Source organism: Roseicitreum antarcticum (assembly GCF_014681765.1).
GTDB lineage: Bacteria > Pseudomonadota > Alphaproteobacteria > Rhodobacterales > Rhodobacteraceae > Roseicitreum > Roseicitreum antarcticum.
In genome coordinates this window covers 499,382-522,399 of the sequence record NZ_CP061498.1, presented here as the reverse complement: position 1 = coordinate 522,399, position 23,018 = coordinate 499,382, and the positions used below count along the sequence as shown (strand labels likewise).

Sequence of the window (23,018 nt, the reverse complement as noted above, 5' to 3'; positions counted from 1 at the left end):
AAGGACCAGTCCCATGCCCCGACCTGACGATCATCGCCGCCCGCTCTGGGTGTTTGGCTATGGCTCGCTGATCTGGAACCCCGGCTTCAGCTATGGCGACGCGCAAATCGCAACGCTGCAGGGCTACCGGCGGTCGTTCTGCATGCGCTCAATCCACCATCGCGGCACGGTAGCGCAACCCGGGCTGGTGCTGGCCCTGGACCGCGAGGCAGAGGCCCGATGCCAAGGGCTGGCGTTCGAGATCCCTGGCCGTATCGCCCCCGAGACGCTGGAATACCTGCGCGCCCGCGAACTGATCTCGGCCGCCTATCTGGAGACGACACAGCCCGTCACGCTGGCCGACGGTCGCGCGGTCGAGGCCGTAACCTACGTGATCGACCGCGACCATGCGCAATATTGTGGCGGGTTGCCCCTGGAGGAACAGGCACGCATCATCGCGCAGGCGGTCGGCGGGCGCGGGCCGAATGCGGAATACCTCGTCAATACCGCCGCCCATCTGGCCGAACTGGGCTTGCACGATCCCGAATTGGCCTGGCTGGTGGACCGGCTGCGCACAATATGACACCGCACTGTGCCTAATCCGCCGCAGTAGCGCATGGGTTTTGCAAAATGTGAGTTGGCAGCGGTGCTGCAACCGCATAACGTCTTAAAAAATCAAAGGATCAGGACGCGCGCCCATGGCCAGATCCCGACATCAGGCATCGCCACAGTTCACACAACCCGTTCGTCAGATCGTCTTGATGCTGATCGTTCTCGTTTTGGTGAGCGTTGGAACATATTTCGCCTATCCGCGCGTTTCCAGCGTGTTTCTGGCCAATGTCTGGCTGAACGGCTTCATCTTCCTCGTGTTTGTCATTGGCGTGCTGGCCACCTTCTGGCAGGTCATCCAGCTCAGCAGTTCGGTGGTCTGGATCGAAGGTTTCGCGGCCGAGCGTTCGGGGCATCAGATGACCGTCGCCCCCCGGCTGCTGGCGCCGTTGGCGGCACTTCTGCGATCGCGCGGCCGCGGCAGCCACATAAACGCCTCCTCGGCGGGCTCGATCCTCGATTCGGTCGCAACACGGATTGATGAACAGCGCGACATCACGCGCTACCTGGTCAACCTGCTGATTTTCCTTGGCCTTCTGGGGACGTTCTACGGGCTTGCCACCACGGTGCCCGCAGTGGTGGAAACCATCCGCTCGCTTGCCCCATCCGAAAATGAAAGCGGCCTTGTAGCGTTCGACCGGCTGATGTCCGGGCTGGAATCGCAACTGGGCGGCATGGGCACGGCCTTTTCCTCGTCGCTGCTGGGGCTTGCGGGCTCGCTGGTCGTGGGCCTGCTGGAGCTGTTTGCCAGCCATGGCCAGAACCGTTTCTACCGTGAGTTGGAGGAATGGCTGTCCTCCATCACCCGGCTCGGCACGACCGCGACGGATGGCGAAAGCGGCGGCACGGCCGATATGGGCGGGCTGGTCGCGGTGCTTGATGCCATGGCCGAACAGATGGACGGCATGCGCGACGTTCTCGCCGCGACCGAGGCCGGACGCGCCGAACATGACGCTGCATTGGCACAACTGGCCGGGGCAATCACGCATATGGGCGGGCAGCCCGGCGGCGGGTCAGACCTGACCCGCGCGCTGGAACGCATCGCGCAAGGGCAAGAACAGATCATTGCCTTGATGCAAAACGGCGCCGATGACACCGGCCCGCATGTCGAGGCTGAAACCCGCATGCGCCTGCGCTCCATCGACGTGCAACTTCTGCGCGTGCTGGAAGAGGTATCGGCAGGTCGTCAGGAAAGCACTGCGGATCTGCGCGCCGATATCGCCACCCTGACCAGCGCCGTGCGCCAACTGGGCCGTGGCAGCGCCCCCGCCCCGCGCCCGGCCGGCAAGCCCTGACATGGCATTGTCGCGCGGCAGATCGGCGCAACGCATGGCGACCGGGATCTGGCCGGGTTTTGTCGATGCGATGACCGCCCTTCTCCTGGTGCTGATGTTCGTGCTGTCGATCTTCATGATCGTGCAATCGGTGCTGCGCGAAACCATCACCACGCAGGATCTGGAACTGGACGGGCTGGCCGCGCAGGTGTCCAACCTGACCGACGCCTTGGGCATTTCGCGCAGCCGTGTGGCAACACTGGAAAGCACAGTCGCCACCCTCAACAGCGACCTGACCCAGGCGCAGGGCACGCTTGCGGCGCAAGCCAGCCGGATCAGCGCGCTCAACGCCGATTTGACCGCACGCACCTTTGAATTGACCGAGGCACAGGCGGCAATCACCGCGTTTGAATCGCAGGTCGCGCTTTTGATGTCCGAACGCGACACTGCCCGGGCCGAGGGCAGCGCCCTCAGCGCCGAACTGGCCGAAGTCGAGGCCGCGCGCGAGGTATTGCTGTCAGAACAGGACGCGCTGCAGCTGGCACTGGCCCGCGCCCGCGATGAGATCGACGAACAGGTCGAGGCCGCGCGCCTCGCCGCCGCACAGCGCGAAGCGGTCGAGGCCGCGCTGGCCGAAATGCAAAGCCGCAGCCAAGACCTCGACACCTCGCTGGCCGCAGCCCTGGCCCGACTGCAAGCGATCGAGGGCCAACTGACCGCAGCGCAGACCGAGGCCGGGCAAGCCGACGCCCGCGCAGCCGAATTGCAGGCAACCGCCGGGGAAGCCCAGGCCCGGGTGGCCCAATTGCAGTCCGACCTCAGCGAGGCCGAAGCCGCACGTCTGGCCGAAGCCGCCGCCGCCGAGGCGCTGCGCGCACGCCTCGATGACACCGCGCAGGCGTTGACCGAAGCTGAAACCGCGCGGCTGGCCGAACTGGCCGCCGCCGAGGCCCTGCGCGAACGGCTGGCGAATGCCGATGATGAGCTGACGGCGATGACACTGTCGTTGGAAGCGGAACGGCAGCGGGCCGAAGACACCCTGACCTTGCTCGCCGCCGCCCAGGCATCGCGCAACACCGCCCAGGCCGAGGCAACGGACGCCCTGACCGAGGCCGAACGGCGCGCCGCCCTACTGGCAACCGCGCGCGCGCAACTGGCCGAGGCCGAAGAAACCACCGTTGAAGACCAACGCCGCCTTGCCCTTCTGAACCAGCAGGTTGCGGAATTGCGCGCGCAGGTTGGCAGCCTGCAAGACCTTCTGGGCGCCTCGCGGTCCAGTGAAGCCGCCGCCCAGACGCAGATCGAAACGCTGGGCAGCGATCTGAACGCCGCCCTCGCCCGTGTCGCCGCCGAAGAACGCCGCCGCGCCGAATTGGAGGCCGCCGAACGCCGCCGACTGGAAGAAGAAGCCCAGCAGTTGGAGCGCTACCGCTCTGAATTCTTCGGCCTGCTGCGTCAGGTCCTGGACGGGCGCGAGGGGGTGCAGATTGTCGGCGACCGTTTCGTGTTTTCCTCCGAAGTGCTGTTCGAGCTGGCCTCGGCCGACCTCGCCCCCGGCGGGCGCGAACAGATTGCCAATGTGGTGGCGATCCTGCGCGACATCTCTGGCGCCATTCCGCCCGAAATCGACTGGATCTTGCGGGTGGACGGGCACACGGATGACCTGCCGCTGTCGCCCGGCGCTGCCTTCGCCAACAATTGGGAACTCAGCCAGGCCCGCGCCCTGTCGGTCGTGCTTTACATGATCGAAACACTGGGCTTTCCGCCCGAACGGCTGGCGGCGACAGGCTTTGGCGAATACCGCCCCGTGGTCCCCGCCAACACCCCCGAAGCCCGCGCCCAGAATCGTCGGATCGAGTTGAAACTGACCGAGCGTTGACGCGCTCTGGCCACCCAAGATTTGGGTGTTGCGCAGGAATATTCGGGCAGGCCAGCGCGTCACTTACCCTGCAATGCCCCCGGCCACACCTTCGGGCGCAACCTCCTTCATCCGCATCACAAAAAAAACGGGGCGCCGCAGCACCCCGTTTTCTTCTTACTTTCGCCGACGGCGTCCCCTCAGGTTGCCGTGAGTAAAGGCGGTTTGCTGCCCGACAACAGCGGCTTGTCAGGTTCGGACACGATCAGTTCGATCGCACCGTCTTTCACCCCGACCCGCACAAGGCCACCTTTCATCAAGCGGCCAAACAGCAATTCCTCGGCCAGCGGCTTCTTGATGTGTTCCTGAATCACGCGGCTCAGCGGACGCGCGCCCATTTTTTCATCATAGCCACGTTCACCCAGCCAAGCCGCCGCTTCGGGCGTCAGCTCTATGGTGACGTTGCGGTCCATCAACTGTGCTTCCAGTTGCAGCACGAACTTCTCAACCACGCGCATGATCGTGTCTTTCGGCAGCGATGCAAAGCTGATCACTGCGTCCAGACGGTTGCGGAATTCAGGCGTGAACATCCGCTCGATCGCGGCGGTATCTTCCCCCTCGCGCTTGTCGCGGCCAAACCCGATGGCGGCTTTTTGCATATCCGACGCCCCCGCGTTCGAGGTCATGATCAAGATCACGTTGCGGAAATCCACCTTGCGCCCGTTGTGGTCAGTCAGTGTGCCGTGGTCCATCACCTGCAACAAGATGTTGAAGACATCCGGATGCGCCTTCTCGATCTCGTCGAGCAGCAGCACGCAATGCGGTTGCTGGTCGATCCCGTCGGTCAGCAGCCCGCCCTGATCGAAGCCGACATAGCCCGGAGGTGCGCCGATCAGGCGGCTGACCGCATGTTTCTCCATGTATTCCGACATGTCGAAACGCAGCAGCGATACGCCCAGCTGGTCAGCCAGTTGCTTCGCCACTTCGGTCTTGCCGACACCGGTAGGCCCGGCGAACAGGTAGTTGCCGATGGGTTTCTCCGGCTCACGCAGGCCGGCCCGCGCCAGCTTGATCGCCGATGACAGCGCTATGATCGCCTGATCTTGCCCGAACACCACGCGCTTCAATGCGCCTTCCAGGTCACGCAGCACTTCTGCATCACCTTTCGAAACGTTTTTCGGCGGAATGCGGGCGATCTTGGCCACCACGGCCTCGATCTCGCGCGGGCCGATGGTCTTGCGGCGTTTGCTTTCGGCAACCAGATGCTGCGCCGCCCCGGCCTCGTCGATCACATCGATGGCCTTATCGGGCAGTTTGCGGTCATTGATATAGCGCGCCGCCAGTTCGACCGCAGTTTTCACCGCTTCATTGGTGTAGCGGATGTCGTGGTGTTCCTCGAAATAAGGCTTCAACCCCATCAGAATCTTGATGCTGTCTTCGACCGAAGGCTCATTCACGTCGATCTTCTGGAACCGGCGCGACAGCGCGCGGTCTTTCTCAAAATGCTGGCGGAACTCTTTGTAGGTGGTGGAGCCCATGCAGCGCAGCTTGCCGCCCTGCAACGCTGGTTTGAGAAGGTTCGACGCATCCATCGCCCCGCCCGAGGTTGCCCCCGCGCCGATCACCGTATGGATCTCGTCAATGAACAGCACGGCATCCGCGTGATCTTCAAGCTCTTTCATGACGGCCTTCAGCCGTTCCTCAAAATCGCCGCGATAGCGGGTGCCTGCCAGCAGCGCGCCCATGTCCAGCGAATAGATGGTGGATTTTGCCAGCACCTGCGGGGTTTCGCCGTTCACGATCTTGCGCGCCAGCCCTTCGGCGATGGCCGTCTTGCCCACGCCGGGGTCGCCCACCAGCAGCGGGTTGTTCTTGCGGCGGCGGCACAGCACCTGGATGCACCGCTCTACCTCGGCATGACGGCCGATCAGCGGATCGACATCGCCCTTGCGCGATTTCGCGTTCAGATCGACGCAATATTTCGCCAGGGCGCTGTCCTTGGCATCTTCAGCTTTGGCGCTTTCCTGCGATTCTGCTTCTTCGGCGCCGAAAACCGGCCGCTGCTCGGAAAAACCGGGGTTCTTTGCCACGCCATGCGCGATGAAATTCACCGCATCATAGCGCGTCATGTCCTGTTCTTGCAGGAAGAAGGCGGCGTTGCTTTCGCGCTCGGCGAAGATGGCGACCAGCACATTCGCCCCGGTGACCTCATTGCGGCCCGAGGATTGCACATGGATCGCGGCGCGCTGGATGACCCGCTGGAAGGCGGCTGTCGGAACGGCCTCGGACCCTTCGACATCTGTGACGAGCGATGCAAGCTCCTCCTCGATGAAGTCTTCAAGGGTCTTGCGCAGGGCCGTCAGATCGACGTTGCACGCCTGCAGCACGCGCGAGGCGTCAGGTTCTTCCAGCAGGGACAGCAGCAAATGCTCCAGCGTGGCGAATTCCTGACGGCGGGCATTCGCCAGCGCAAGTGCGCCGTGGATGGATTGTTCCAGAGTTGCGGAAAACGATGGCACGGTCGGCACTCCTGTATTTTGGATCCGCTGGGGCTGACGCCCGTTCGGATGATTGCCTCATAGTGTTAAACTTCGGTTTTCTCGGACGCGCTTCAAGTCTTTTCTTGGAAAAATCTGCCAAAGATCTGTGACATGTCGCAAATCTGACAGAAAGCTTAAGATTTCAGGGACACAATAACACTGACATGAAGCATCAACACGGTATTTGGTCGAATGCGCCACGGATTTGGCGCATCTGACTTCCCGCCCCACTGCCGCCGACAGCCCGTCAGAAACGGTCCTTGCGCGCGCGGATTTCGGCGAAAACCTCGGCATCCGATGCGTCGGCTAGACCCATCAGACGCTTTATATATGTCTTCCCCGCCCGGAGGAAAGGGTTGGTGTCCCGTTCCAGTTGCAGCAGACACACCGCCATCGGCGTGCCCGCCGCATGGGCCGCGTCCAGCCCCGCGCTCCGGTCGTGCAACGCGGTGTTGTCGGGGTCGATGGTCAGGGCGAAGGCGGCATTGGCGGCCGTATAATCATGCCCCGAACAGATGCGCGTGTTGCCCGGCAGGGCGTTCAGCCGCGTCAGGCTTTCCCACATCTGGGCCGGCGTCCCCTCGAACAGCCGGCCGCATCCCAGCGCCATCAGGCTGTCGCCGGTGAACGCCAGCGCGCTTTGCGGGAAGTGAAACGCCAGATGCCCGACCGTATGGCCCGGGACATCGAGACACACCCCCGCCTCGGCCCCCACCGACACCGCGTCACCCGGGTGCAGTTCCAGCGACAGCGGCGGCAGGCGGTGGGCATCGGCGGCGGCACCGATGACGCGCGCGCCGGTGGCAGCCTGCACCTCGGTCACGCCCCCCACATGGTCGTGGTGGTGATGGGTCAGCAAGATGTCACTCAGCCGCCAGCCCGCATCTTCCAGCGCCGCCAGCACCGGCGCGGCCTCGGGCACATCGACGACAGCGGTGGCCTTGGTTTCGGGATCGTGGATCAGATAGGCATAATTGTCCTTAAGGCAGGGCACCGTCAGCAGGGTCAGGGACATGGCGTTCTTCTTTCCGTTTTCTATGTTATGAATACCTTGCGACACGCGCGGCGGAGGATCAATGCATCTTGATGTGACCAATTTACGGGATTTCTACTATCGCACGATGCTGGGTCGGGCCACGCAGAAGGCCCTGCGCGATCAGGTGCTGACGCATTGGTCCGACATGCGCGGGCTGAATGTCGCGGGCTTCGGTTTTGCCGTGCCTCTGTTGCGCCCCTTCTTGCCGACGGCACGGCGGGTCATCGGGATGATGCCCGCGCCGCAGGGCGTGATGCACTGGCCGCCAGAGCTGCCCAACCACAGCGTTCTGGTCGAGGAAACCCAATGGCCCATTGCCAGCGGGCATCTGGATCGGCTTGTGGTGATGCATGGGCTGGAAACCTCGGACCGGCCTGCCGCGCTGATGGAGGAATGCTATCGCAGCCTCGCCTCGACCGGGCGCCTGCTGATCATCGTGCCGAACCGGCGCGGGCTTTGGGCGCGCCGCGATGGCACGCCCTTTGGCGTGGGCCGCCCCTATTCGCTGGGACAGATCGAGGGGCTGCTGAAGGACCACGGGTTCGAACCGGGCACACATACCGCAGCGCTGTTCTTTCCGCCGCTGGATACCGGGTTCTGGATGCGGTCGTCGCGCACGCTGGAAAAGGTCGGACGCCAGATCTCGACCTATCACGCGGGCGGCGCGCTCATCATCGAGGCGGTGAAGCAATACCCCGCGCCCACCCGCCCCGGGCTGCGCGACGCCGTGCGCCACCCGCTGCGGATCCTCGACGGCGTGGCCCAGCCGGGGTTTCGCCCGGCGTGGCGCGCGGTACAGCGGGCCTTCACGCCCGGCGCCACAGATCACTGGCAGGGTTCGGGCCACGCGGGCCTTGGGTTTGGCCACGCGGGCACAGGCGCTTCCGGGGGGGGCGACAACCGGCATCTGGCTGGCGCCGATGCGGGCTATTGGGAACCGCCGCCCTGTCCCGAACCCGCGCGGGCACAAAGCGCACAGCCAAAGATGGAACGCATCACAGGCGCACAAGTAGCGGGCGCACGGGTCACGGGCGCACAAGTAACGGGCGAATGGCCGAAGGGCGCATCTGCCAGCCGCGTCCTTGACGTCGACGCCGCACGCCTGCCGAAAACCCAGCCCCCCGCCGAAACGCCGACCGGCACCCCGTTCCCGCCCGCAGGCACCAGCCGGAACATCGACGAATGACCGCGCCCCGACGCCACAACCGGCGGGCGCGCGCCCTCAAACAGCCCGACAGGGTGAATCACCCGGCACCAAGCCGCTATATACGCCCCAGGGTGCGACACCTCGCCACAGTTCAAAACCAGTTTCTTGCATCATCGGTGCGACCCTGTGCTACAAGAATGAATTAACAGCCCCATCGCTCACCAATCAGTGACCTTCACTGTTGCCGTGCTGCGGGGCCTCTGCTAAACCCGCGCCGATTTCATATGCCGCGTCAATTGTGCATACCCTGTCTGTGAGCCAGCGCGAGGTTCATGGTAAACAAGATATCGGAAGGGTGGACGTGTCCGAACCAGCTTCGATCTCAACTGGCATCGCCAAGCGCTATGCGACTGCCGTTTTTGAATTGGCAAACGAAGGCAAGGCCTTGCCGTCCCTTGAACGGGATGTCGATGCCCTGACTGCCACGCTTGACGACAGTGCCGAGCTGCGTGACCTGATTGCCTCGCCGGTTTACAGCCGCGACGATCAGGGCCGCGCGATAACCGCTGTCGCCCGCAAGATGGGGCTGTCTGACACCTTTGTCGGCACGCTGGGGTTGATGGCGGCAAAACGCCGTCTGTTCGCCCTGCCCCTGGTCCTGAGCGCCCTGCGCGCCCTGATCGCCGACGCCAAGGGCGAAGTGACTGCCGAAGTCACCTCTGCGATCGACCTGTCACCCGCACAGGCCGACGCGCTGACCCGCACACTCAAGGCGCGTATCGGCAAAGATATTAAACTCAAGGTTACCGTTGATGATGCGCTCATCGGCGGTCTTGTCGTCAAAGTGGGCTCGAAAATGATCGACACGTCGGTCCGTTCGAAGCTCACGGCCCTCCAGAACAGCATGAAAGAGGTCGGATAAATGGGTATCCAAGCAGCTGAAATTTCTGCGATCCTCAAGGAGCAGATCAAGAATTTCGGACAGGATGTTGAGGTGGCCGAAGTGGGCCGCGTCCTGTCGGTCGGCGACGGGATTGCCCGTGTCCACGGGCTGGACAATGTCCAGGCCGGCGAAATGGTCGAATTCCCCGGCGCGATCCGCGGGATGGCCCTGAACCTTGAAGCCGATAACGTCGGCATCGTGATCTTCGGTGATGACCGTTCGATCAAGGAAGGCGACATCGTCAAGCGCACCAAGTCCATCGTGGACGTGCCTGCGGGCGACGCGCTGCTGGGCCGGGTCGTGGACGGCCTTGGCAACCCGATCGACGGCAAGGGCGAGATCAAGGCGACCGAACGCCGTGTGGCCGATGTGAAGGCGCCGGGCATCATCCCGCGCAAATCGGTGCATGAACCCATGCCCACCGGCCTGAAATCCATCGACGCCATGATCCCGATCGGCCGCGGCCAGCGTGAGCTGATCATCGGCGACCGTCAGACCGGCAAGACCGCCGTGGCGCTCGACACCATTCTGAACCAGAAATCCTACAACGACGCTGCTGGCGATGATGAGTACAAGAAACTGTATTGCATCTACGTCGCCATCGGGCAAAAACGCTCGACCGTGGCCCAGTTGGTCAAGAAACTGGAAGAAACCGGCGCAATCGAATACACCATCGTGGTTGCCGCCACTGCGTCCGACCCCGCGCCCATGCAGTTCCTGGCCCCCTACGCTGCCACTGCCATGGCCGAATACTTCCGCGACAACGGCCGCCACGCGCTCATCATCTATGATGACTTGTCCAAACAGGCCGTGGCGTATCGCCAGATGTCGCTGTTGCTGCGTCGCCCGCCGGGCCGCGAAGCTTATCCCGGCGACGTTTTCTACCTCCACTCCCGCCTGCTGGAACGCTCGGCCAAACTGGGCGACGACCACGGCAATGGCTCACTGACCGCACTGCCGATCATTGAGACCCAGGGCGGCGACGTGTCGGCGTTCATTCCGACCAACGTGATCTCGATCACCGACGGTCAGATCTTCCTGGAAACCGAACTGTTCTACCAAGGGATCCGCCCGGCCGTGAACACCGGCCTGTCGGTGTCGCGTGTGGGGTCTTCCGCCCAGACCAACGCGATGAAATCCGTGGCCGGGCCGGTGAAACTGGAACTGGCGCAGTACCGCGAGATGGCGGCCTTCGCGCAGTTCGGCTCGGACCTCGACGCATCGACCCAGAAACTGCTGAACCGTGGCGCACGCCTGACCGAGCTGATGAAGCAGGGCCAGTATTCGCCGATGACCAACGCGGAAATCGTGATTGTCATCTTCGCGGGGACGCAGGGCTTCCTCGACAAGGTGGCCGTCCGGGATGTCGTGCGCTTTGAAAAAGAGCTGCTGACCTTCCTGCGCAGCAAGCAGACCGCCCTTCTGGAAGATATCACCAACAACGACCGCAAGGTCAAAGGTGAGCTGGAAGACAAAATCAAGGCGGCGCTCACCGAGTTCGCGAAAGACTTCGCCTGAGGGCGGGACAAGAGGATACGCTGAATGCCAAACCTCAAGGACCTGAAAAACAGGATCTCCAGCGTGAAATCCACGCGCAAGATCACCAAAGCCATGCAGATGGTCGCGGCGGCAAAACTGCGCCGCGCCCAGGAAGCGGCTGAAGCTGCCCGGCCCTACGCCGACCGCATGGAAGCGGTCGTCGGTGGGCTGGCAGTGTCGGTCGCAGGCTCGGAGACCGCGCCGAAACTGCTGGCCGGGACCGGCGACACCAAAACGCATCTGCTGGTCGTGATGACGGCGGAGCGCGGGCTGTGCGGCGGCTTCAACTCATCCATCGTGAAGCTGGCGCGCATCCACGCGAGGCGGCTGATCGCGGATGGCAAGACGGTCAAGATCCTGACCGTCGGCAAAAAGGGTCGTGACCAGTTGCGCCGCGATTTCTCGGCACATCTGGTGGGCCATGTTGACCTGTCTGATGTCAAACGCATCGGCTATGCCAATGCTGCGGCAATCGCGCAAGATGTGCTGGGCCGTTTCGACGACGGCGAATTCGACGTGGCGTCACTGTTCTACAGCCGCTTCGAATCCGTCATCAGCCAGACCCCGACCGCCCAGCAGGTCATCCCCGCCACCATCCCCGAGGCGGATGCCGGCACCTCGACCCTCTACGAATATGAGCCGTCCGAGGAAGACATCCTGGCCGATCTGTTGCCGCGCTCGATTGCCACACAGATCTTCACCGCGCTGTTGGAAAACGCCGCCTCTGAACAGGGCGCGCGGATGTCCGCAATGGACAACGCGACCCGCAACGCAGGCGACATGATCGACAGGCTGACTGTCGAATACAACCGCTCGCGTCAGGCGGCGATCACCAAAGAGCTTATTGAGATTATTTCGGGCGCCGAGGCGCTTTGACAGACCGGAGAGACAACATGGCAGACACGAAATCCGTCGGCAAGATTACCCAGGTGATCGGCGCCGTTGTGGACGTGCAGTTTGACGGGGCGCTTCCCGCCATCCTGAACGCCCTGACCACCGACAACAACGGCAAGAAGCTGGTGCTCGAAGTGGCGCAGCATCTGGGCGAAAACACCGTACGCGCCATCGCGATGGACGCCACCGAAGGTCTGGTGCGCGGTCAGGCGGTTGCCGACACCGACTCGCCCATCATGGTGCCGGTCGGCGACGCAACGCTGGGCCGCATCCTGAACGTTGTGGGCGAACCGATCGACGAAAAGGGCCCGGTTGCCGCAAGCCAGACACGCGCGATCCACCAGCCCGCGCCCGATTTCGCCGCGCAATCCACCAGCTCGGAAATCCTCGTGACCGGGATCAAGGTGATCGACCTGCTGGCCCCCTATGCCAAAGGCGGCAAGATCGGCCTGTTCGGCGGTGCCGGCGTGGGCAAAACGGTTCTGATTCAGGAACTGATCAACAACATCGCCAAGGTGCACTCGGGTTATTCCGTGTTTGCGGGCGTTGGTGAACGGACCCGTGAAGGCAACGACCTTTACTACGAATTCATCGAATCCGGCGTTATCAATGCCGAAGACCTGACCAAATCCAAAGTGGCGCTGGTTTACGGTCAGATGAACGAGCCGCCGGGTGCGCGGATGCGCGTGGCGCTGTCCGGCCTGACGATCGCGGAATCCTTCCGTGACCAGTCCGGCGCCGACGTTCTGTTCTTCGTCGACAACATCTTCCGCTTTACTCAGGCGGGTTCCGAGGTGTCGGCACTGCTGGGCCGTATTCCTTCGGCTGTGGGCTATCAGCCGACGCTGGCAACCGACATGGGCCAGCTGCAAGAACGCATCACCTCGACCAAGGCAGGGTCCATCACCTCGGTGCAGGCGATCTACGTGCCTGCCGATGACCTTACCGACCCGGCGCCTGCAACCTCGTTTGCACACCTTGACGCGACCACCAACCTCAGCCGTGCGATCTCCGAACTCGGGATTTACCCGGCGGTTGACCCGCTCGACTCCACCTCGCGTCTGATGGATCCGACCGTTGTAGGCGAAGAGCATTATCAGGTTGCCCGCGACGTTCAGGGCATCTTGCAGCGCTACAAATCGCTTCAGGACATCATCGCCATCCTCGGCATGGACGAACTGAGCGAGGAAGACAAACTGACCGTGTCGCGCGCCCGGAAAATCCAGCGCTTCCTGTCGCAGCCCTTCGACGTGGCGAAAGTCTTCACCGGGTCCGACGGCGTTCAGGTGCCGCTGGAAAAAACCATCTCGTCCTTCAAGGCCGTTGTGGCTGGTGAATACGATCACCTCCCCGAGGCCGCGTTCTACATGGTCGGTGACATCGACGACGTGATCGCCAAGGCCGAGAAAATCGCCGCCGCAGCCTGAGGAGGCATCTGATGGCCGATACAATGCAGTTCGACCTCGTGTCGCCAGAGCGGAAAGTCGTTTCCGCCCAGGTGACCGAGGTGCAGATCCCCGGCGCGGACGGTGATTTCACCGCCATGGCGGGGCATTCTCCCTTCATCACCACCCTGCGCCCCGGCGTGCTGACCACGGTCGGCCCCGACGGATCGCATGATTATGCCGTCACGGGCGGCTTCGCCGAGATCGGCACCAAGGGCGTGACCGTGCTTGCCGAACAGGGCATGGCATCGGGCGATCTGACGCAGGAAGCGTTTGACGACATGGTGACCAAGGCCCGCGCCGCGCATAGCGAGGCACCCGCCGACGCCGTGGACGCCGCCGCCAAGCTGGTGGCCGACATGGTGGCAATGGGCGACCGTATCGGGCTGGGCGCGACGCGCTGACACCCGCGCGGGTCGGGCAACATGCCGGGGACGGGCAACTGCCTGTCCCGGCGCTTGCCAAAAGCACCAGACATGACAACAAAAAGCCCCGGCAACGCCGGGGCTTTTTTCAATTGGATCAACGGAAAATTGGATCGACGGTCAATCTCTGGGACGAAACGGCAGCCACCTCACGCTGACACGCCCCCGCCTGCCCGGCGCGAAACCAGCAAGCCTCAGGCCCTGCCCCGGCTTCAACCCCCTAGGCGCCTCAGCCCCGGTGATACAGGCCCTCATAGATCGGGGTCAGCGTGTCCACGTCGAACAGCGACGACACGCTCGTCCCGCTCCAGGTGTTCAGGATGGCTTGGGCGAACATCGGCGCGGTGGGTACGACGCGGATATTGGGCGCGGCCTTTACCGCCTCGGTCGGTTGGATGGAATCGGTGATGACCAGCGATTTCATCACCGACTTGGTAATCCGCTCCACCGCCGGGGCGGACAGGACGCCATGGGTGATGTAGGAATGCACCTCGGTCGCGCCTGCATCCATCAGCACGCTGGCAGCCTTGCACAGCGTTCCAGCCGTGTCGCAGATATCATCCACAATGATGCAGGTCTTGCCGGTCACTTCGCCGATCACCGTCATCTCGGCCACTTCGCCGGGCTTCTCACGGCGTTTGTCCACGATGGCCAGCGCGCAGCCGATCCGCTTGGCCAGTTCGCGCGCCCGCGCCACGCCGCCCACATCGGGTGACACCACGGTGACATCTTGCAACCGTCCCTTGAAATGGTGCTGCACATCCAGCGCGAAGACCGGGGCCGCATACAGGTTATCCACCGGCATATCGAAGAACCCCTGGATTTGCGTCGCATGCAGGTCCAGCGTCAACACCCGGTCGATCCCCGCCTGGGTGATCATATTGGCCACCAGCTTGGCCGAGATCGGCGTGCGCGCCTTGGTGCGCCGGTCCTGACGTGCATAGCCGAAATACGGGATCACCGCAGTGATGCGTGACGCGGAAGAGCGTTTCAACGCATCCGCGATGATCAGAAGCTCCATCAGGTTGTCATTCGCCGGGTTCGACGTGGACTGGACAATGAACATGTCCTCGCCCCGCACATTCTCGTATACCTCGACGAAAACTTCCTGATCGTTGAACCGTTCGACACGGGCATCGACCAGCGATACCGACATTCCGCGATGCAGCGACATGCGCCGCGCGATCTGCTGGGCAAGGGGGCGGTTGGAATTTCCGGAAATCAGCTTGGGTTCGGTCATGGCGGGCATCTGATGGGTCCTTGATCACAGATTCGCAACGTTGACACCGCTTACCACCCCGGTACGGTCTTGGGAACCTGAACCCGGACAAGGATCGCCCGACATGCTCCAAATCGACTATTACCTCAGCCCTCTGTCGCCTTGGGTGCATCTTGCTGGCACCCGTCCGGCCCAGATCGCCGCCGCACAGGGGGCGACGCTCGTCTACAAACCCGTGGACCCGCCTGCGCTGTTCGCGCGTACCGGCGGCAAGATGCTGGCCGAACGGCATGAAAGCCGCCAGACCTACCGCCTGCAAGAGCTGCGGCGCCAGGCGGCAAAGGCCGGGCGCAAGATACATCTGAAGCCGCAGCACTGGCCGACCAACCCCGCCCCCGCCTGCTATGCCATCATTGCGGCGCAAGAAGCGGGCGGCGGCGACCTCGCAGGGCTGGTCCACGCAATCACCAGCGCGTGCTGGGAAGAACAACGCAACATCGCCGATGACGCGGTTATCGAAGATTGTCTGTCAGCACATGGCTTCAGCCCCAATCTGACGATGACCGGGCTGATGACCGGGGCCGATACCTACGCGCGCAACCTCGACCACGCGGTGCTGGCGGGCGTTTTCGGCATGCCGTTCTTCGTGGTGGGGGAAGAACGTTTCTGGGGCCAGGACCGGCTCGATGATCTGGAGGCGTATCTGGCCGCCGCCACCTGACGCGCGCGCGGCGCGGGCCGGATGCCAACCTCGGCCCCTGCCCGCCCGGATGGGCCGCCTGCTGCGCCCGCGTGACGGTCAGCCGGTCTTGCCCGCGCCCCAGATACACGCAAACGCCCCGTCCGGGGTACGGACGAGGCGTTTGCAAACCGGCATCCGCCGGGTCGTTACAGCTTAACTTCTTCAGGCGGCCTCGGCCTCGGCGGCAGCGTGGCGACGCTCACTCTCTTCGCGCGACAGCGCAACCGAGGTGCGCACACCCTTGCTGACGAATTCCATCAGACCGTTGACCACGCGCTCGTTCGGGTCAATCCCGGCGCAAGACAGTACCTCACGCCCGTCGCGCGACCGCGCCCAACGGGCGATCTGTTCGGGGCCATTGCCGTATTTCTTGTCATCTGCGATGGCATCATCCAGCGCAGCCAGCACTACCGCCGCGAACAATTTCCGGGCACGGGTGCCTTGCTCGTGGTTATAAGCTGTGCCATCTACGAAATCGAACATTCCAGCGTCCTTTAGTTCTTGCTCTTGCATTTTTCTGCGTTCGTTTGTCTACGCGGTATCGACCTCGATTCGCTACCAAATAAACGCATACCTGACATGCGCCCAGTGCATATCGGCGAAACCCTGCGTCGTAGCAGACGTGCTTGTCAGCGTGACACGCGCAAGATATAGGGATCGCGCAACCCCCAATCAACCGACTGTCAAGGTTTTGTCATGCCAAAAATCAACGGAAACGAAATTCGCCCCGGATATACACTTGAACATGACGGCGGCTTGTGGGTCGCGGTAAAGGTCAACCATGTGAAGCCCGGCAAAGGCGGCGCTTTCGCGCAGGTCGAAATGAAGAACCTGCGCAACGGCTCCAAGCTGAACGAACGTTTCCGGTCGGAAGACAAGGTAGAGCGGACGCGGCTGGAACAGAAAGACCAGCAATTCCTCTATGAGAATGACGGCATGCTGGTCGTGATGGACATGGAAAGCTTCGAGCAGGTCGAACTGCCCTCGGACCTGCTGGGCGAGCGCCGCCCCTTCTTGCAAGACGGCATGACCGTGACCATCGAATATTATGGCGATGAGGCGCTGAACATGGCGCTGCCGCAAAAAGTCACCTGCAAGATTGTCGAGACCGAGCCGGTCGTCAAAGGCCAGACCGCCGCCAACAGCTTCAAACCCGCCATTCTGGACAATGGCGTGCGCGTGCTGGTCCCGCCCTTCGTCGGCACGGATGAGGACATCATCGTCAACACCGAAACCTTTGAGTACATGGAACGCGCCTGATCGTGCGCCGGGCGGGGTGATTTCAGGCCTCGCACCGCCAGACTATCGCACGTGATCGCCAGACTATCGCACGTGATCGGTGGGTTCAGGCGCGCTATGCCGCCCGCGTATCGGCGCCAATGGCCGCAAGCAACCACACCGCGCGAACCCGGGCCATACAGCGCGCAGGCATCCCACGAAGCGACCCACAACACAACGCGAACAGCAAAAAGGCGGCCCCGCAGGGCCGCCTTTTCTTTATCCACGAACCGGAAAATCCCGATCTTATGCGGTTTCGGTTTCGGTTTCGTCCAGCGCCTCGACAGCCGCTTGCAGTTCTTCCTTGGTGACGGTCTTCTCGGTCACCTTGGCCTGCTCCACGATATGGTCGATGACCTTGTCCTCGAAGATCGGCGCGCGCAATTGCTGCTGCATCTGGGCGTTCTTCTGGATGAACTCGAAGAACTGACGCTCTTGCCCCGGATACTGCCGCGCCTGCGCGATAACCGCCTGGGTCATTTCCTGATCGGTCACTTCCACTTCGGCCTTGCGGCCCAGCTCGGCCAGCAGAAGGCCCAGCTTTACGCGGCGCACCGCCAACTTGGTGTGTTCCTCGGTGGGGGTGATCTCAGGGTGGTCGTGGCCCTGCACATCGGGGTTCTCATCGTGCCATAGCTGGTGCGCGATCTGGTTCGCCTCGGCTTCCACCAGCGAGGGCGGCAGGTCGAAGGTCACCGCATCGTCCAGTTGGTCCAGCAGGTTGCGCTTCAGCACCGCGCGGGCGGCTTGCGCATATTCGGCTTCCAGACGCTCGGTGATCTGGGCTTTCAGCGCGTCCAGATCGTCGGCACCGAATTGCTTGGCCAGATCGTCGTTGATCTCGGCGGTCTGGGGCGCCTTGACGGCCTTGATGGTGCAGTCAAAGACCGCTTCCTTGCCCGCCAGATTCGCCGCGCCATATTCCTCGGGGAAGGTGACCGGAACCGACTTTTCGTCGCCCGCGCTCACGCCGACCAACTGTTCCTCAAAGCCCGGGATGAACTGGCCCGAACCGATTTCCAGCGGGAAGTCTTCCGCCGAACCGCCCTCGAACGGCTCACCATCGACCTTGCCCAGGAAGTTCATCGTGACCTGGTCGCCGGTTTCGGCAGCGCCTTCCTTGTCGGCAAACGACTTGGAGGATTTCGCCAGGTTTTCCAGCGCTTCGGTCACGGCAGCATCTTCGGCCTTCGCGACCAGCTTTTCGATCTTCAGCCCGCTCAGGTCAGGCTCGCCGATATCGGGCAGCGCTTCATAGGTCAGCGCGACAGTGACGTCCTGCCCCTCTTTCCAGTCCTGATTGGTCATTTCCATCTGCGGCTGCATGGCCGGACGGTCGCCGGTGGCCTCAAAATGGCCCTGCACTGCGCTGTCGACGGCTTCTTGCATGGCTTCGCCCAGCACGCGCGGGCCGAACTGCTTTTTCAACAGCGCCATCGGGACCTTGCCCTTGCGAAAGCCCTTCATCTCGATGCCGGGCTGCGCTTCAACCAGCTTGTCATTGACTTTCGCGTCCAGCTCCGCCGCGGTTACGGTGACGGTATACCCGCGCTTTAGGCCTTCGTTCAGGGTCTCGGTGACCTGCATGTTGCTTCCCTTTGTTATCCTCATGGTGCGGGTGGAGGGACTTGAACCCCCACGCCTTGCGGCGCCAGAACCTAAATCTGGTGCGTCTGCCAATTTCGCCACACCCGCATTACTCATGTCGCGGTCCCAACCGGGCCCGCGTAATCCGCCGCCTTCTAGCAAAGTGCCAAGGCGGATGCGAGGGGAAAACGTCACAAAGAAAAACCAGACAGGCCAGATTGATGCCACATTTGCCGGTATTTGTTGCCATACCGGCGACACTGCCGGGGAATTGTTGATGAACCGGAGGTTAATTTGCCCCATAGCACCCTGATCTCGCTGAAATCCGCGGCGCTTGCCGCCCGCGCCAGCCTGCGGGGAGGATTCGCCACCGGCACCACCATCAGCACCCCGCGCGGCCCTGTCCCGGTGCAGAACCTGCGGCGTGGTGACGTGATCCGGGATGCCGAGGGCGGCCTGCACATCTTGCGCGGCGTGCAGCAACGCAGCCTCGCGCCGCAGGCGATGATCGAGATCGACACACGCGCGCTGGGTCATGACGGCGCGGAAAGCGATGACACCGGCGAAACCCTGAGCCTCGCGGCCGACCAGCAGGTGCTCTATGCCGACTGGCGCACCTGCATCCTGGGCCATAGCGCCCCCGTGCCCATTGCCGCCGGTCGGCTGTGCGACGGGCTGGCGGTCCGTCGCAGCCGCAAACCCGCAACGCAGGTCCATACGCTGTCCTTCGACATGAGCGTGACGGTGCTGGCCAACGGCCTGCCCTGCCCCTGCCCCGCGCGCCGCCCGCCGCATCCCGTCGCGCCGATAGCCCCAACACGGCGCAGCGCCGCGCGCTACACGCTCTTTCGCGACATCACCCTGCCCCGCTGGACTGACCGCCTCGACTGATCGCCTGGATTGATCGCCTCGACTGACCGCCTCGACTGACGCCAGACCAACGCGCGCAGCCGACCCCAGCACCGAAGTTCCGTGCACCACAGTTCTGTGCCGAAAAATCATCTGCCCCGAAAGTTTTTCGCCCAACGCCGCAACTTCCCGCCTCTCCCCCCCGTAGCACTTACATCCGCAGCTTTGACACTGCGTGATCAGAACGCAAACAGGAGAGAGACCATGAAATTCATTAAAACCACTGCTGCCGCTACCGCCCTTGCCGCCCTGCTGGCAGGCCCCGCATTTGCGCAATCCAACCCGATGGTCGGCGGCGCGCCGATGCTGGTTGAGCGCAATATCGTCGAAAACGCCGTGAACTCGGCCGATCACACCACGCTGGTCGCCGCCGTGCAAGCCGCCGAACTGGTCGACGCGCTGCAAGGTCCCGGCCCCTTGACCGTCTTCGCCCCGGTCAACACCGCGTTCGAGGCCCTGCCCGACGGTACGGTCGAAACCCTCCTGATGCCGGAAAATCTGGGCATGCTGCAAAAGATCCTGACTGCCCATGTCGTGGCCGGCGATATCAGCGGCGCCGACATGATGCGCCGCGCACGTGCCAGCGCTGACGGCTTCTTCCACATGCAGACCCTGTCGGGCGACGCGCTGAGCGCACAGGTCCGCGGCGGCCAATTGTGGATCTACGACGAATCGGGCAACGCCGGGCGCGTCACCATCGGCGACGTGAACCAGTCGAACGGCGTGATCCATGTCGTCGACACCGTTTTGCTGCCGCGCTGAATGCGGGGGGCCAAAGGGCCCTGCGAAATGAACGCCTGAAAATCAAAAGGCCCCCGCAGGTTGCTGCGGGGGCCTTGTTTGTCAGGAATCTCCGCCAGACCCCGGTTCTTCCGGCGCACACAGGGCAGCAGTGCGGCGGTATTCTCAGCGAAAGACCAAAGGCCCCCTCAGCGCCAGTCGAAAAACCCCGGCGACGCGCGCCCCAGCAGCCGGGCGGCCACCGAACGGCCCAGATCGGCGGCATCCGCGATCTTGGCGCGGCCCGCGTCGCTCAGGGCTTCGGACCCATCGGGGCGCAGGATTTCGCCGCGCAACCAGATCTCATCGCCCTCCAGCATGGCCAGCCCGGCAATCGGCGTCTCGCAAGATCCGTCCAGCTCTGCCAGAAACGCGCGTTCCGCCGCCAGCCGGTGCCCGGTGGCCATATCGTGCAGCGCGGCCAACATCTCGGCCACGGCCGTATCATCCTCGCGCCGCTCGATCCCGATGGCACCCTGCGCCACGGCGGGCAGCATTTCCACGTCATCCACCGGCCCGCGCGCCACATGCGCCATGTCCAGCCTGTGCAGCCCCGCCATCGCAAGGAACGTGCAATCCGCCACGCCATCGGCCAGCTTCTTCAGCCGCGTCTGCACATTGCCGCGAAACTCCACCACCTTCAGGTCGGGGCGGCGGTGCAGCACCTGCGCGCGCCGCCGCAGGCTGGAGGTCCCCACCACCTGCCCGGGCGCCAGCGCCGCGATCCCGTCCACATGGGGCGACACGAACGCATCACGCGGGTCCTCGCGCGGCAGATACGTGTCTAGCACCAACCCCTCGGGCTGCAACACCGGCATGTCCTTCATGGAATGCACGGCGATGTCGATCTCACGCTCCAACAGCGCCAGCTCGATCTCGCGGGTGAACAGGCCCTTGCCGCCGATCTCTTTCAGCGGACGGTCCTGGATTGCATCGCCCGTCACCTTGATGACATGGATCGCAAAGGCGCTCTCGGGCAGGCCAAAGGCCGCCATCAGGCGCGCGCGGGTCTCATGGGCCTGGGCCAGCGCCAGCGGTGAACCGCGGGTGCCGATACGCAGGGGTTGGGCGGGTGAGGGCGTGTTCTGTGTCATGCCCGTTTGAATAACGGTGTAAATCGCGCCTGACAACTCCCCTTGATCTTGACATTGCAGGCCCGGATGGCGACCACATGCCCAGACCCTTAGGAGGAGACCAGAATGACCCCCACCAAAACGATCCTGCGCGCCCTGAATGGTGAGGTTCAGGCCACCCCGCCCGTGTGGATGATGCGGCAGGCCGGGCGCTATCTGCCAGAATACCGCGCGACCCGCGAAAAGGCGGGCGACTTCCTGTCGCTGTGCTACAACCCCGAACTGGCCGCCGAGGTGACGCTGCAACCGCTGCGCCGCTACGATTTCGACGCGGCGATCTTGTTTGCCGACATCTTGCTGGTCCCGCAGGCGCTTGGCGCCGATCTGTGGTTTGTGACCGGCGAGGGGCCGCGCCTGTCGACGATCACCGATATGGCGGGCGTCGAGGCGCTCAAACCCCTCGATGCGATCCATGAAACGCTGAACCCGATCTACGAGACGGTGAAGATCCTGTCGGGCGCCCTGCCCGCCCATACCACACTGATCGGCTTTGCCGGCGCGCCCTGGACCGTCGCCACCTACATGATCGCCGGGCGCGGCACCAAGGATCAGGGGCCCGCGCATAAACTGATGCAGGAAAATCCCGCTGCGTTTGATGCGCTGATGGCGCGGATCACCGCCGCCACCATCGAATACCTGTCCGCCCAGATCAACGCCGGGGCTGAGGTCGTGAAGATCTTCGACAGTTGGGCCGGGTCGCTGAAAGGCGCGGCATTCACCAAATACGCCGTGGCCCCCACGGTCGAGATCATCACGGCCCTGAAGGCCCGCCACCCCGGCATCCCCATCATCGCCTTCCCGCGCGAAGCGGGCGACGGCTATATCGGTTTCGCCCGGGCCACCGGCGCGGATTGCGTGGCGATTGATAATTCGGTCGATTCAGAATGGGCCGCCGCCAATGTGCAGGTCGATGGCTGCGTGCAAGGCAACCTGTCGCCGACCCACATGGTCACCGGCGGCGCAGAGCTTGTGTCCGAAACCAGGCGCGTGGTGAAGGCATTCTCGAAGGGGCCGCATATCTTCAACCTCGGCCACGGCATCACGCCCGACGCCGACCCCGACAATGTCTCGCGCATGATCGAGGCGATCCGGGGCTAGGTTAAGGCTAAGTCAAAGCACCGCGACAGGGATTCTATTGATAGGATACGCGCAAGCTACCGCCACCCCTCTCAAGGGCCGAGGCAAGGCGGTGTGCTCAAAGCTCTCTGTCCGGGGCCCAAGCCCCCCGGTCAGCGCCCACCCCGTCAACCTCGGGCGCTTTGCGCCCACCCCGCCAACTTCGGGCGCTTTGCGCCCACCGGGCCAACTTCGGGCGCTTTGCGCCCACCGGGCCAACTTCGGGCGCTTTGCGCCCACGGGGCCAACTTCGGGCGCTTTGCGCCCATCGGGCCGGGCGCTGGCCTCCGCCACGCTGGTGGCAACGGTCAGACCGAAACGTGATCGCAGCAGGCGAGGAAAAGCAGTGCTTTTCCTGACACGCCCGCACCAGATTGTTCTCCTGAAATCCGAGGGAACATTTCTGCCAGCCTCGACCACTCCGGCACACTCCTCACCCCCACTGTTGCAAAAATACCGCGCTGCGCCCTTGCGGCGCGCCCCGCCCCCTCCCACATAAACAATGAGGCCCAAAACCGGAGCTGTGCCGCGCCACGCGGGCAACCCGAAAACGGGCGCTTATGCA

Annotated in this window: 20 protein-coding genes and 1 tRNA gene; 14 read left to right on the top strand and 7 right to left on the bottom strand. The window is 63.4% G+C overall.

The genetic code is table 11. The features are described 5' to 3' along the window. Window positions 1–13: 13 nt before the first annotated feature. From H9529_RS02425 to H9529_RS02415, 3 genes are all read left to right on the top strand, one after another. Entirely contained in the window at window positions 14–562 is a 549-nt protein-coding gene (locus tag H9529_RS02425) for a gamma-glutamylcyclotransferase (protein ID WP_092886164.1), read from the top strand. A gap of 115 nt (window positions 563–677) precedes the next feature. Next, entirely contained in the window at window positions 678–1,883 is a 1,206-nt protein-coding gene (locus H9529_RS02420; RefSeq protein WP_092886162.1) for a biopolymer transporter ExbB, read from the top strand. A gap of 1 nt (window position 1,884) precedes the next feature. Beyond that, a complete protein-coding gene (locus H9529_RS02415; protein ID WP_092886160.1) occupies window positions 1,885–3,741 on the top strand; it encodes a peptidoglycan -binding protein in 1,857 nt (618 codons plus the stop codon). Between the two features lie 179 nt (window positions 3,742–3,920). Here the strand turns inward: H9529_RS02415 and clpA are convergent, their stop codons facing one another. Together clpA and gloB are read right to left on the bottom strand one after the other, a co-directional pair. Beyond that, on the bottom strand, window positions 3,921–6,239 hold the full coding sequence (clpA, locus tag H9529_RS02410) for an ATP-dependent Clp protease ATP-binding subunit ClpA (protein WP_092886158.1): 2,319 nt from the start codon (window positions 6,237–6,239) through the stop codon (window positions 3,921–3,923). A 268-nt stretch (window positions 6,240–6,507) separates the two neighbouring features. Beyond that, window positions 6,508–7,275, bottom strand: a complete 768-nt coding sequence (gloB, locus tag H9529_RS02405; RefSeq protein ID WP_092886156.1) for a hydroxyacylglutathione hydrolase — start codon at window positions 7,273–7,275, stop codon at window positions 6,508–6,510. Window positions 7,276–7,336: 61 nt separating this feature from the next. Here gloB and H9529_RS21220 point away from each other — a divergent pair, with 61 nt between their 5' ends. The 6 genes from H9529_RS21220 (at window position 7,337) to H9529_RS02375 (ending at window position 13,668) form a co-directional block, all read left to right on the top strand. Further along, the gene (locus tag H9529_RS21220) at window positions 7,337–8,482 is read left to right on the top strand and encodes a class I SAM-dependent methyltransferase (RefSeq protein ID WP_317889640.1); all 1,146 of its coding nucleotides are present in this window, start codon (window positions 7,337–7,339) and stop codon (window positions 8,480–8,482) included. Between the two features lie 322 nt (window positions 8,483–8,804). Next, window positions 8,805–9,365: a F0F1 ATP synthase subunit delta gene (locus H9529_RS02395; protein ID WP_092886324.1), complete on the top strand. Its 561-nt coding sequence runs from the start codon at window positions 8,805–8,807 to the stop codon at window positions 9,363–9,365. Then, on the top strand, window positions 9,366–10,904 hold the full coding sequence (gene atpA, locus H9529_RS02390; protein WP_092886154.1) for a F0F1 ATP synthase subunit alpha: 1,539 nt from the start codon (window positions 9,366–9,368) through the stop codon (window positions 10,902–10,904). Window positions 10,905–10,928: 24 nt separating this feature from the next. Then, window positions 10,929–11,801, top strand: a complete 873-nt coding sequence (locus H9529_RS02385; RefSeq protein ID WP_092886152.1) for a F0F1 ATP synthase subunit gamma — start codon at window positions 10,929–10,931, stop codon at window positions 11,799–11,801. A gap of 17 nt (window positions 11,802–11,818) precedes the next feature. Beyond that, the gene (atpD, locus tag H9529_RS02380) at window positions 11,819–13,246 is read left to right on the top strand and encodes a F0F1 ATP synthase subunit beta (RefSeq protein ID WP_092886150.1); all 1,428 of its coding nucleotides are present in this window, start codon (window positions 11,819–11,821) and stop codon (window positions 13,244–13,246) included. Between the two features lie 11 nt (window positions 13,247–13,257). Beyond that, complete coding sequence (locus H9529_RS02375; protein WP_092886148.1) at window positions 13,258–13,668, top strand: F0F1 ATP synthase subunit epsilon; 411 nt, start codon at window positions 13,258–13,260, stop codon at window positions 13,666–13,668. Between the two features lie 250 nt (window positions 13,669–13,918). Here H9529_RS02375 and H9529_RS02370 read toward each other — a convergent pair whose 3' ends face one another. Continuing rightward, the gene (locus H9529_RS02370; protein WP_092886146.1) at window positions 13,919–14,938 is read right to left on the bottom strand and encodes a ribose-phosphate pyrophosphokinase; all 1,020 of its coding nucleotides are present in this window, start codon (window positions 14,936–14,938) and stop codon (window positions 13,919–13,921) included. A 94-nt stretch (window positions 14,939–15,032) separates the two neighbouring features. Here H9529_RS02370 and H9529_RS02365 point away from each other — a divergent pair, with 94 nt between their 5' ends. Continuing rightward, window positions 15,033–15,629: a 2-hydroxychromene-2-carboxylate isomerase gene (locus H9529_RS02365; protein ID WP_092886144.1), complete on the top strand. Its 597-nt coding sequence runs from the start codon at window positions 15,033–15,035 to the stop codon at window positions 15,627–15,629. A 183-nt stretch (window positions 15,630–15,812) separates the two neighbouring features. Here the strand turns inward: H9529_RS02365 and H9529_RS02360 are convergent, their stop codons facing one another. After that, entirely contained in the window at window positions 15,813–16,133 is a 321-nt protein-coding gene (locus H9529_RS02360) for a DUF6280 family protein (protein ID WP_092886142.1), read from the bottom strand. A gap of 213 nt (window positions 16,134–16,346) precedes the next feature. On the opposite strand from H9529_RS02360, the gene efp reads away from it, so the two are divergent. Further along, a complete protein-coding gene (gene efp / locus H9529_RS02355; RefSeq protein ID WP_092886140.1) occupies window positions 16,347–16,910 on the top strand; it encodes an elongation factor P in 564 nt (187 codons plus the stop codon). A 264-nt stretch (window positions 16,911–17,174) separates the two neighbouring features. Here the strand turns inward: efp and tig are convergent, their stop codons facing one another. After that, entirely contained in the window at window positions 17,175–18,515 is a 1,341-nt protein-coding gene (tig, locus tag H9529_RS02350; protein WP_092886138.1) for a trigger factor, read from the bottom strand. Between the two features lie 23 nt (window positions 18,516–18,538). After that, a tRNA-Leu gene (locus H9529_RS02345) sits at window positions 18,539–18,623 on the bottom strand. A gap of 186 nt (window positions 18,624–18,809) precedes the next feature. On the opposite strand from H9529_RS02345, the gene H9529_RS02340 reads away from it, so the two are divergent. Next, a complete protein-coding gene (locus H9529_RS02340) occupies window positions 18,810–19,406 on the top strand; it encodes a Hint domain-containing protein (protein WP_176846892.1) in 597 nt (198 codons plus the stop codon). A gap of 222 nt (window positions 19,407–19,628) precedes the next feature. Beyond that, entirely contained in the window at window positions 19,629–20,186 is a 558-nt protein-coding gene (locus H9529_RS02335) for a fasciclin domain-containing protein (protein WP_092886134.1), read from the top strand. Window positions 20,187–20,353: 167 nt separating this feature from the next. On the opposite strand, the gene hemC is transcribed toward H9529_RS02335, so the two are convergent. Next, the gene (hemC, locus tag H9529_RS02330; protein WP_092886322.1) at window positions 20,354–21,298 is read right to left on the bottom strand and encodes a hydroxymethylbilane synthase; all 945 of its coding nucleotides are present in this window, start codon (window positions 21,296–21,298) and stop codon (window positions 20,354–20,356) included. 105 nt (window positions 21,299–21,403) lie between these two features. Between hemC and hemE the strand changes: the two genes are divergently transcribed. Next, a complete protein-coding gene (gene hemE, locus H9529_RS02325) occupies window positions 21,404–22,435 on the top strand; it encodes a uroporphyrinogen decarboxylase (RefSeq protein WP_092886132.1) in 1,032 nt (343 codons plus the stop codon). Window positions 22,436–23,018 lie beyond the last annotated feature (583 nt).